An 11,766-nucleotide genomic window follows, 5' to 3' on the forward strand; every position below is an offset into this window, starting at 1 on the left:
GGCACCCTTTTCGTCGCGTTCAGGACCCGGTCGGGCCCGGATCAGAGAGGTTCGTAGCCGCTGTACGAGTCGTCCGCGCAGGCAGGGTCTGCCGTCGTGTCGTCGGCAGGTACGCCCGGTGCGGCGGGCGTCGGTTCGCGGTGTCGCTCTCCGGCGGGCGGCACGGCGGTGTGCTGCGGTCCGGTGGCGGCACCGGCGGGAGTGTCGGCGCCGTCCGAACGGGCGCTCGGTGCACCGGACTTCGGTTCGGGGGATGTGCTGCTCATCCGACGGATGGATGCCTCTCCGGTCATGTCCAGGTGAAGGCGGGCTTGCGGATCCTGCGCGCACTGAGTATCGATGGCTGCCGCGTGGCTTCGCGATGGGGCGGATGACCTAAAGATCGGAGCCCGCGCCGGTGGCGTGGCCCCCCGACGGGGTGATTCCGGCCTGTGTCACGCTGACCGCCAGTGCGGTACGCGAGGTCACTCCGTATTTGCGCATCGCGGAGTTCAGTTGCGCGGCAATGGTCTTCGGGGAACGGGAGAGTGCTCGTGCGATGGCCGGGTTGGTCAGACCGGTGAGCATCAGCCGGACCACTTCCAGCTCGCGCGGGGACAGCTGGTCGCCGTAGCCGCGCCGCCCGCCGCGCCACACCTGTCGTACCGGCGCCCCGGCCGCACGGAGCGCGACGTGCACCCGGTCGGCGTCCTTCCGGGCTCCCAGAGCCGTGAATCCGGCCTGCGCGCGGGCGAGTTCGGCCAGTCCGGTATCCCTGTCACCGGCTGCCAGCAGACAGCCGGCCCGGCGTTCGGCCGCGAGCAGTGCCTCATAGGGTCGGGGCAGGCGCTGCCAGGCGGCGGTGGCCCGGCCGAACGCGGCGGCTGCCTCGACGCTGCGGCCCTCTCCTTCTGCCAGGATTCCGCGACAGGTCTCCAGGGCCGCGTCCGCTGCCGGCAGGTTCTTGCCGCCGAGCCCTTCGGCCAGGTCCGCGACGAACCGCCGTGCCTGGTCCGGCCGTTCGACCGCGAGAAGCGCGCCCGTCCGCACCGGTGCGAACTCGGTGGCCCACAGCCAGATGTTCTTGCGGGCCACGACGTCGGCCGGTCCGTCCGTCAGCTCCAGCGCCTCGGCGGCCGACCCCTCGGCGAGCCGGATCCGCGCCAGGGCGGCCGCGGGCTCCAGCGGCAGGTCCACGACGCCGCGCCGCAGCCCCCCGTCGAGCACCTCGCGCAGACGCTCTTCGACGCTCCCCGTCCCGCCTTCGGCCACCGCCGCGGGGCCCAGATCCGCTCCGCTGCCGCCGACCGCCCCGTCCAGCAGAGCCGTGACCAGCAGGGCGTCCAGCTGGAGCAAGGGTTCCTCGTCCACCCCTGCCAGGGCGGCGGCCCGCTCGCCCAGTCCGTCCCAGGCGCCGGTGAACCAGTCCAGGTGCACCAGCGTCACCAGGATCATGTCGTGGAGGCGCTGGTAGCGGTGTTCTTCGGCCCTGGCCAGCGCAGTCGTCAGCAGCGCTCTGGCCTCGTCGTAGCGGCCCCAGCGCATGGCCCCGTTACCGATGTTGAGTCCGCTGCGGGCCAGCTGCATCATTCCTTCCGGGGTCGCCGCGGTGCCGGGCAGTTCCCCGGCCACGGCCCAGCCGGCCTCGTCGCCCATGTCCAGCAAGGCAGTTGCCCGGTCCACCACCAGAGCCAGCCGCTGGTCCGCCGTCATCGGCAGCCGGGCCGCGTCGGCCGCCCGGTCCAGCCAACGGCGGTGCTCCCCGGCCGACATCAGGGTGCCCGGCGGGCTGCCGAGCGTGTTCATCGCCCAGGCCGCCTGGAACGGTTCGCCGGCCAGATCCGGCAGCGCCCTCTCCAGTTCCGCCGCACCGGCCGCGTACTCCCCCGCGTGCAGCAGCATCCTCCCCAGCTGGATGCGGACGGCTGCACGGTCCTGCGGGGCGAGCGCCTCTGCATCCAGCACCCTGCGCAGCGCGCGGGCCAGATCGCCGCGGCCGACGAGCCCGGAGAAGGCCAGAACCGGCATCTTCTGTGCCCACCGGGCCACCGAGGCGGCGGGCGGATCGCTCTCGGTGAGCAACTCGTACAGCAGTCCGACGGCGGTGCGATGGTCCCCGGAGGCCAGCGCGAGGTCGGCGGTCCGTTCGGCGTACCGGCGCCACTGCCCGGTGTCCCCCGCCTCCCGGTAGTGGTGGGCGAGCCGGGCCACCGGCTGCGGCGCCATGGCCCGCAGCGAGCGGCCCGCTCCGCGGTGCAGGGCCCGGCGGTCGGGCGCGGGCGTCATGTCGTAGACCGCACGGGCCGCCAGCGCGTGCCGGAAACTGACCCGGCCGGCCCGGTCCTCGCCGAGCAGTCCACTGCGTACGGCGGCGTCCACGGCCCGCCCGGCAACGTTGTCCGGGAGCCCGCTCACCGTCGCAAGGACGGCCGGGCCGACCGGTTCGGCCAGCACGGAGGCGGCCTGCAGCACGCGTTGCGCGACCGGGGTGAGGCGCGAGGCGCGCTCGGCGACGGCGTCCCGGATGGTGGGCGGCACAGCGATGTCGGCCAGCGTCCTGCGCACCCACTCGCCGTCGCGCCGGACCAGATCGGCCCGGTCGCGCAGCAGCCGCACGGACTCCTCGATGGCCAGCGGCACACCGTCGGTCCGTTCCTGGAGGAACGACGCGAACGTCTCGGAGACGTGTTCCCCGTCGAGCATCGACGACATCAACTCGGCGGTCTGCGGCACGTCCAGCGCGCCGAGACAGATCCGTACGTACCCGGTGCCGGCCGGCGGCCGGGAGGTCAGCCGCATCAGCGCGGACTGCGGCGCCACGTCCTCGGGACGGTAGGTCAGCACCAGGCTCATCCGGCGGGAACGACGGGAGGCGAGGAACAGCAGGAAGTCCAGGGTGGCCTCGTCGGCCCAGTGGACGTCCTCCAGGACCAGCACGCCGACGCCCATGGCGTCCAGCAGTTCGGCCAGTGCACGAAAGAGCCGGTGCCGGGCGGCGCCCGCGTCCGACAGCGCCTCGGGGGCCGGCGGCAGGTGCTGCCCCCACTCGGGGAACAGCGGCCGCAGCACCCCGGCGAGAGAGGTGAGGGCCAGCTGAGCCACCTCGGGCCGGGCATCGCGGGCGGCATCGACGACCGGGCCCAGGGTGAGGGCCTCCCGGAACGGGGGGCACATCGCAGCCAGCGGCCGTCGGGCGGCGACACCGGGCTCCTCCAGCGCCTCCGACACGAGCCGGCTCTTGCCGATTCCGGCCTCACCCTCGATGAGAACCGCGGCCGGCGGCCGGGCCAGGGCGTCCGTCAGCCGGTACAGTTCGGCCGCCCGGCCGACGAAACGCGGAGCGCTGAGGCTGGGCAGCACGCGCGGGAGGCCGTCCTCCACAGAGCGCTCCATCCGACCGCCTTCCCCACCCCGCCCAGGGCCTGTACCCCGCCCAGGGCCTGTACCCCGCCCGGGGTCGGTGCGGCCCGAGCGCCGACCGCCTGTGCGGGCCTCGACACCGCAGCATGCCATTGATCGCCGTACTGACCGCGCCCGGGTACGCCGACTGCGGCTGCCCCCTGCACTTCTGAGGCCACGTCAGCTCATGACGGATCGTCGAACACGGCTCGTCGCCGCCGCATCGGGGGGCCGGCACCATGCCCGCCGAAGGTGACCGAACGGAGTGATCAGCCTCCAGAGCGGGCCTGCCGGCGGTGTGGGATCCCGCACCGCCGGACAGGCCCTAGCCCAGCATGCGGTCGAGGTTGAAGGCCGCGCTGATCAGGGCGAGGTGGGTGAAGGCCTGGGGGAAGTTCCCGCGCTGCTCACCGGTGTGGCCGATCTCCTCCGCGTACAGGCCGAGGTGGTTGGCGTAGGTGAGCATCTTCTCGAAGGCGAGACGGGCCTCGTCCAGGCGGCCCGCACGGGTGAGCGCCTCGACGTACCAGAACGAGCAGATCGAGAAGGTGCCTTCCTCGCCCTGGAGGCCGTCGGGGCTGGCCTGCGGGTCGTAGCGGTAGACCAGCGAGTCGGACACCAGGTCCTCGCCCAGCGCGTCCAGGGTGGCGAGCCATTTGGGGTCGGTCGGGGAGATGAACTTCGCCAGCGGCATCATCAGCAGGGAGGCGTCGAGGATGTCGCTGTCCTCGTACTGGGTGAACGCACGGCGCTCGGCGGACCAGCCGTGGCTCATGATCCGCCGGTAGATCGTGTCACGGACGGCGCCCCAGCGGACCATGTCGGCGGGCAGGCCGCGGTGCCGGGCCAGCCGCATGGCACGTTCGATCGCCACCCAGCACATGAGGCGGGAGTAGAGAAACGTCTTGCGGCCGCCGCGGGTCTCCCAGACACCCTCGTCGGGCTGGTCCCAGTGGTCGCACACCCAGTCGACGAGCTCGCTGATGCTGTCCCAGTGGGCGCTGGAGATGGGCTTGCCCCACTTGTCGTAGAGGTAGAGGGAGTCGACCAGCGCCCCGTAGATGTCCAGCTGGAGCTGGTCGACGGCCGCGTTGCCGACCCGTACGGGCGCGGAACCCCGGTAGCCCTCAAGATGGGGCACCTCACGTTCGGGCAGGTCACGGCATCCGTCGATGCTGTACATGATCTGCAGCGGGCCGGTGGGCCCGGGCAGCTCGCCCGCGGTGCGCTGGACATGCTCGGAGACGAAGCCCATGAACGCCTCGGCCTCCTCGGTGAAGCCGAGCCTGAGCAGCGCGTACACACAAAAAGCGGCGTCACGGATCCACACATAGCGGTAGTCCCAGTTGCGCTCACCGCCGATCTGCTCGGGCAGGCTGGTGGTCGGCGCGGCGATGATGGCGCCGGTCGGGGCGTAGGTGAGCAGTTTCAGGGTGAGGGCGGAGCGGTGCACCATCTCCCGCCAGCGGCCGCGGTAACGCGACTGGGACAGCCAGCGCCGCCAGTAGCGCACGGTCGCGTTGAACTCTCTTTCCGCCTCGGCCACGGCACAGAAGCGGGGGGCCACGTCGCCGCCGATCCGGTCGATGGTGAAGACGGCCGACTCGCCCTCGTGCAGTTTGAACAGTGACCACACGTCCTGGCCGGCGACCTCGAAGGGCACCGTGGAGGTCAGCGCGAGCCGGAGCGAGGGCGTGGCGAACACCGCCTGGCCGACCGCCGTGTGCACGGTGTGCGCCACGGTGCCGTACTCGAAGCGGGGAGCGATACGGGCACGGAAGGGCAGCGCCCCGCGGACACACACCACACGGCGGATCAGACGGTGCCGGCCGGCCTCGCGCGAGGCGTCGACGACCGGCATGAAGTCCTGGATCTCACCGACCCCGTCGTCCGCGAAGAAACGGGTGATCAGCACATTGGTGTCGGGGAAGTAGAACTGCTTGGTACGGGTGGGCACGTCCGCGGCGAGTTCGAAGGATCCGCCCCGGTCCGCGTCGAGGATCGAGGCGAAGACACTGGGCGCGTCGAAACGCGGGCAGCAGTACCAGTCGATGGTGCCGTCCGTACCGACCAGGGCCGCGCTGCGCAGATCGCCGATCAGGCCGTGGTCGGCGATCGGCAGATACCGGGGGGTGCCGGCGCCACCGGGACCTCCGGGAGCGCCGTGTGCCCCGTCCTGCGCTCTGGCCTCAGGAGTCGTTTCAGCCACGTCAGCCTCCCTGGGCTGTCGCCCGAGCCGCCCCCTGCTCTCCAGGCTAACGACTCACCGGCCACCGGACTTCCGGGAACGTGTCCTGCCGCCGCGGGCCGTGCGGACGCGGGCCGTGCGGACGCGGGCCGTGCGGATCAGCGGCGCAGGAGGTAGCGGGTCAGGCGGGAGCGGGCCTTGTCCGGGCTGAGGCCGAGCGCCGTGCCGATCGTCTCGCTCGACAGCTCGTCCGCCTCGGCCCCGTAGGCGGCCTCCCGGCCGACGGACTCGGCCAGGCGCTCCAGCCGGGCCACCGCCAGCAGCGCGGCCACCGGAGCCTGGTCGACGAGCGCGGCCAGCTGCTCCTCCAGCCGGTCCATCACCTCGGTGAGCTCGGCCGGCAGCGGCACGGTCCGGCGTTCGACGGCGCGGATGTGCTCCCACCAGTCGTCGTAGGGACCGGAGGTGTCCAGGTCCTCCAGCCGGTCCTCCCGCGCCAGGTCCCAGTCGACCGGGTAGGCCGTGCCGCGCCAGCCGCACGCACAGGCCGCCCGGTACGCGGCCGCCCGCGGACGGGACAGCCGCCCGTTGTACGCCCACCACTCGCTCGTCGCCTGCCCCGTGGCGCCGCTGCCCATGTCCAGGTACACGGGCGCGGGTTCGCTGCCGTCGGCGAGGACCGCTCCCGCGATGCCCTCGTGGGACTCCCCGAACTCCTCCGTCCTCCACCCCACGGTTGCCTCTTCCCCCTGCTGCTGGACGAAGACGGCCGGCCGGGCGCCGCCCGGAGCGCCGGTGCACTCCGCGTTCCGAGAATGCCGCAGGTCGCACGCCGGTGAGGGACCCTTCCCGCAAAGCGACCGGATCGCAGCGCACGCCGCCCCGGCGCCCCGGCGCCGCCGCCTGCCCGCTCGCGGCCCGGCGGGGCCCGCGGAGCGGCTCCCTCCCCGGGCCGGGGCCGTTGTTCTCGGACGTCGGTGACTGCCGCAACAGCCGGCCGGGGACCCGCGCGGCCCCCGCCGGGACCGGGCGGGGCGCACACGCCCCGCCCGGTCCCGGTGGGCGGGATCGAGCCAGGTGCCGCAGCGGTCCGGGACGAACGGCCGGCCGGGACCGGCCGGGACCGTGCCGGTTCTCCCCCGGCGTGCCCGTTGCGGTGCGGGCGCCCGGGGTTCAGCTCGTACCGCCCTCCGGTGCGACCAGCGTCCGGGCGAGCGGGATCCGGGCCAGCAGGACCGCTCCGTACAGGATCAGGCCCGCCCCGGCGATCTCAAGGATCAGCCACCAGCCGGTGCGTACCTCCTCCGCGTACAGGGTGACGCCCAGGGCGAGGCTGACCAGGGCGTCACCGAGGGTGAGGGCGGGCTGGGAGGCGACCAGGGGGCCGGACTGGACGGCGTTCTGCAGCAGGAACAGCGCGCAGACCCCGGTGGCGGCGAAGGCGTAGGTCTGCCAGGCGAGGAAGAAGGCGGTGGCACCGCCCGTCTGCCAGGCGTGCGTGGCGTCCTTGATCAGCGCCGCGGTGAGCGCGTAGCCGATGGCCGCCGCCGCGGCGAAGCAGGCCGCGCGGGTGCGTCCGGCGGGCCGCCGCAGCGCGATACGCACACCGGCCGCCATGGCGCCGGCGCAGCAGACGATGGCCAGGATCCAGCCGCCGGTGGCGGGCCGGTCGGTCCCGGCCGAGGGCGCGGCCGCGGCCAGGGCAACGCCCAGCCCGGCGGCGATGCACGCCACGGCGGTCCACCCGTGCCGGGTCACCCGCCGGCGCAGCACCAGACCGCCGATCAGCAGTGCGAACGGCAGTTCCAGGACGAAGATCGGCTGCACGACGGCCAGCGCCCCGTCGACCAGCGCCAGCGCCTGGAAGCACGCCGCCGCCACGACCGCCGCCATACCGCCGAGCCACACCGGCCGGCGCAGCAGATCGACGAACAGCCGGGCACGGAAGCCCTCGGACAGCGGCACGTCCTGTGCCGCGCGGCGCTGGAGAACGGTGGCGGTCGCGTTGCTGGCCGCGGCCAGCAACGCGAAGACGACGGAGATCACCAACCCCACCGGCTCGTTCCTCCTCATCCCCCGCTCCCCCGCATCACGGGAACACTCCCGGCAGCCGGATATGCCCGCCACGTCCATGCTCCTGCGACGCCGCGGCGCCCGCCTCTTGTCCGCTCCTGTCCACGCGGCGCTTCGTCGCATTGCCGGTGTGAACCGGAGCATGGTGTGTTCCCCGCGGTGGAAGATGACGGGAACACTGCCCGGCAGCGGACGGACGGGATCGAGTGCGGTCCGCGCCGGTACGCAATACACCCCCCTCCCCCGCACCCACCCGCACCCGCACCCGCCGTACCCGCCACACACGGCAACGGCAACGGCAACGGCAACGGCAACGGCGGGAGGCACGCCCCGCAGGCCGGACACCGGCACCGGCACAGCGCCCGGCCGGACGCCACGGCCACGGGATGCCGCTGCTCACCGGGCCCGGCCGAGTTTCCGGACTCGGCCCGGCCCGGTGAGCAGCACCACCCCCACACAGCAGGTACCGGACACGACGCACAGGCGGCAGATGCCGGACACGACGCACAGGCGGCAGATGCCGGACAGGGCGCACGGGCGGCGGATGCCGGGCGGGCGTCACAGTCCCAGGGAGATGGCCAGCCGGGTGAGTTCGGCCGTGCTGCTGATGTCCAGCTTGGCCCGGATCCGGCGGAGATAGGCATCGACCGTATGCGTGGACAGCCCCATGTGACGGGCCGTCTGCAGATAGGTACGCCCGGCCGCGATATGACGCAGCGTCTCCCGCTCCCGCGGGGCCAGCGCAGGCGCAGAAACCGCAGAAACCACAGGAACCGCAGAAGCTGCAGGAACCGCGGAAGCCACAGGAACCGCAGGAACTGCAGGAACCGCGGAAGCCGCCGCGGGGCCTGCGGTGTACGGCGTGGTGAGTGTGAGGCTCATGGGATTTCCCTCCGGCGGAACAGCTCGGCCGTCACTGCTCACACCCTCGAAAGCAGAGAACATATGCCCGAATACTGCGTTTTGTCCGTTTCTGGAAGCGTGGCCGGGCGACTTCATGACGGTGTCCCCCATCTGTCACAGGCCTGTCACAGGAACACCCCGCACGCGCGCCGCCCCACGAAGGCCCCCACCCGGCCGCAGCAGACACCGAAGACACCCACCCCCGCCCCGGGGCGGGGAGGCGGCGCGAGAGCCGGAGCCGGAGCCGGAGACCCGGACCGCGAACAGGACCCTGGCCTGGAGCAGGACCCGGGCCTGGAGCAGGAACCGGAGCCAAAGGCCCGGCGCAGAGGCGGAGGCACGCAGGGGCCGGGGCGGAGGCACGCAGGGGCCGGGGCGGGGGCGTGCCGGGGCCGGGGCGGGGGCGTGCCGGGGCGGGAGTGCCCGGGAGCGGGGACGGGGGGCGGGGGTTGCGCGCCGGCGCCGGGCTGGTGCTCCGTGCCGCCCGGGATCATGCTTGTCAGGAGGGCCCCGGCCGTACAGGTTCCCGAAGAACGAGATGAGCGGCGATGGAGCGACTTCCCACCCCTCCCGGTGAACAGCCACACCTGCCGGACACCTCCCCCCGCCCGGCATACACGGCCACGGCCACCGTCGACGAACACGGCATCGTGACGCAATGGAGCGAAGGCGCCCAGCGCCTGCTGGGCTACCCGCCCCCGGAGATCGTCGGACAGCCCGCCACCCGCCTCCTCGCCCCCGCCACCAGCGGCACCGCCACCAGCGACAGCGACACCGGCACCAGCGGCGGCAGTGCCCGCGCGCCACGCCCGGACACCCCCGGACAGCACCGCTGGAACGCCACCCTGACACTGCGCCACCGCGACGGCCACCTCCTGCGCGCCCCCCTGCTCGCACACCACCGCCCGCCCGCCGGATGGCTCGTGGTCTCCGCCGTACCCGCCACCCAAAACACCACAGACACCAGCAGCACCGGGAACACCAGCGGCAGCGGAGGCACCAGCGACAGCGGAGGCACCAGCGACAGCGGGAGCGGCAGCGGAGGCACCAGCGACAGCAAAGGCGTGCCCCACAGCGGGGGCGTGCCCCACAGCGGGACGCTGAAGGAATGGGCCTTCCACCAGTTCCCCGGCATCCTGGCGGTCTTCGACACAGACCTGCGGCTGGCCGGCGCCAACGCCGAGGCCCAGCGCGCACTCGGCCTCACCGAAACCCAGATGCACGGACTGCGCCTGCCCGACATCGCCCCGCACCCCGCCAGCGACCAGACCGCACAGAAAATGCGCCTGGCCCTGGAAACCGGCCACCCCCAGCACACCGACACCGGCCTCCCCCTCACCCCCGCCGGCCCCCCGCCCGGCTGGACCACCTCCCTGACCCCCCTCAAAGACCCCCACGGCCGCCCCCGCGCCGTCTGCCTGGCCACACACCCCCACCACCAGCAACACCGCACCCGCCAGCGCATGCTCCTGCTCAAAGACGCCGCCACCCGCATCACCACCACCCCCGACCCCACCCGCACCACACAACAACTCACCGACCTCGCCGTCCCCCGCCTCGCCGACTTCGCCGCCGTCTACCTCCTCACCCCCACCCCCCGCCCCGGCACCCCACCACCACCCACACCCCTCCTCCACCCCACCGCCGCCACACCCACCCCCACACACCCCCCACCCCCCACCACCCCGAACCCCGCCCCCCGCCCCGCCCCACCACCCCTGGCCGAATGCCTCACCCACGGCCACCCCGCCCTCCACCACACCACCGACCCCACCCTCACCCACACCCTCACCCAATGGACCGCCCACGACCCCCACACCACCTGGCTGAACGAACACACCCCCCACTCCCTCATGCTCGTCCCCCTCCACACCCACAACACCACCCTCGGCATCGCCCTCTTCGCCCGCCACCAGCACCCCGACCCCTTCGAACCCGACGACCTCTGGCTCGCCCAGGAACTCACCACCCAAACCGCCACCGCCCTCCACACCCCCCACCACCCACCCCGCAACCACACCACCACCATGACCCTCCAACGCAGCCTCCTCCCCCAAACCCTCCCCGACCAGCAAGCACTCGACATCACCACCCGCTACCTCCCCGCCACCACCCCCGCCGGCATCGGCGGCGACTGGTTCGACGTCATCCCCCTCTCCGGCGCCCGCGTCGCCCTCGTCGTCGGCGACGTCGTCGGCCACGGCATCCGCGCCGCCGCCACCATGGGCCGCCTCCGCACCGCCGTACGCACCCTCGCCGACGTCGACCTCCCCCCCGACGAACTCCTCACCCACCTCGACGACCTCGTCATCCACCTCTCCACCGACGAAAACCCCACCACCCCCACCACCCCCACCGACCCCACCGACACCCCACCCCCCGACACCGCCGGCGGCATCGGCACCACCTGCCTCTACGCCATCTACGACCCCATCACCCGCCACTGCACCCTCGCCCGCGCCGGCCACCCCCCACCCGCCCTCACCACCCCCGACCACACCGTCCGCTTCCTCGACGTCCCCCCCGGCCCACCCCTCGGCCTCGGCGGCCTCCCCTTCGAAACCCTCGACACCCAACTCCCCGAAAACAGCCTCCTCACCCTCTACACCAACGGCCTCCTCACCACCCCCACCCACGACATCGACCAAGCCCTCGACACCCTCTTCACCACCCTCGCCCACCCCACCCCCACCCTCGACACCCTCGCCGACCGCATCCTCACCACCCTCATCACCCACCCCCCCACCGACGACATCGCCCTCCTCATCGCCCGCACCCACACCCTCCCCACCCACAACACCGCCACCTACCACCTCCCCAACACCCCCGCCAGCGTCACCCACGCCCGCCACCACACCACCCAACAACTCACCACCTGGGGACTCACCGACACCACCGACACCACCGCACTCATCACCACCGAACTCCTCACCAACGCCCTCCACCACGGCCAACCCCCCATCCAACTCCGCCTCATCCACCAAAAAACCACCCTCACCATCGAAGTCTCCGACACCAGCAACACCACCCCCCACATGCGCCGCGCCCACACCTACGACGAAGGCGGCCGCGGCCTCCCCCTCATCGCCCACCTCGCCACCCGCTGGGGCACCCGCCACACCCCCACCGGCAAAACCATCTGGACCGAACAAACCCTCACCCCCCACCCACCATGACCCCCACCCCCACACACCAACCCACCCACACCCACACCCACACCCACC

At 72.9% G+C, this 11,766-nt stretch carries 7 protein-coding genes; 1 reads left to right on the top strand and 6 read right to left on the bottom strand.

Annotated elements, in window-relative coordinates; genetic code table 11:
• Window positions 1-41: 41 nt before the first annotated feature.
• The 6 genes from RV986_RS54185 to RV986_RS54210 form a co-directional block, all read right to left on the bottom strand.
• Complete coding sequence (locus RV986_RS54185) at window positions 42-266, bottom strand: hypothetical protein (protein WP_475925043.1); 225 nt, start codon at window positions 264-266, stop codon at window positions 42-44.
• A 109-nt stretch (window positions 267-375) separates the two neighbouring features.
• Window positions 376-3,372, bottom strand: coding sequence for a helix-turn-helix transcriptional regulator (locus RV986_RS54190; RefSeq protein WP_475925044.1), 2,997 nt, complete (start codon window positions 3,370-3,372; stop codon window positions 376-378).
• 331 nt (window positions 3,373-3,703) lie between these two features.
• On the bottom strand, window positions 3,704-5,587 hold the full coding sequence (locus RV986_RS54195) for a glycoside hydrolase family 15 protein (protein WP_475925045.1): 1,884 nt from the start codon (window positions 5,585-5,587) through the stop codon (window positions 3,704-3,706).
• 137 nt (window positions 5,588-5,724) lie between these two features.
• Entirely contained in the window at window positions 5,725-6,300 is a 576-nt protein-coding gene (locus tag RV986_RS54200; protein WP_475925046.1) for a hypothetical protein, read from the bottom strand.
• Window positions 6,301-6,739: 439 nt separating this feature from the next.
• The gene (locus RV986_RS54205) at window positions 6,740-7,639 is read right to left on the bottom strand and encodes a DMT family transporter (protein WP_475925047.1); all 900 of its coding nucleotides are present in this window, start codon (window positions 7,637-7,639) and stop codon (window positions 6,740-6,742) included.
• Between the two features lie 558 nt (window positions 7,640-8,197).
• Window positions 8,198-8,407 carry a response regulator transcription factor gene (locus RV986_RS54210; RefSeq protein WP_475925048.1) on the bottom strand — a complete coding sequence of 70 codons (210 nt, stop codon included), beginning with the start codon at window positions 8,405-8,407 and terminating at the stop codon, window positions 8,198-8,200.
• 683 nt (window positions 8,408-9,090) lie between these two features.
• Between RV986_RS54210 and RV986_RS54215 the strand changes: the two genes are divergently transcribed.
• A complete protein-coding gene (locus RV986_RS54215) occupies window positions 9,091-11,718 on the top strand; it encodes a SpoIIE family protein phosphatase (protein WP_475925049.1) in 2,628 nt (875 codons plus the stop codon).
• The last annotated feature ends 48 nt before the right edge of the window (window positions 11,719-11,766 follow it).

It is taken from the genome of Streptomyces sp. RLA012, from assembly GCF_056270325.1.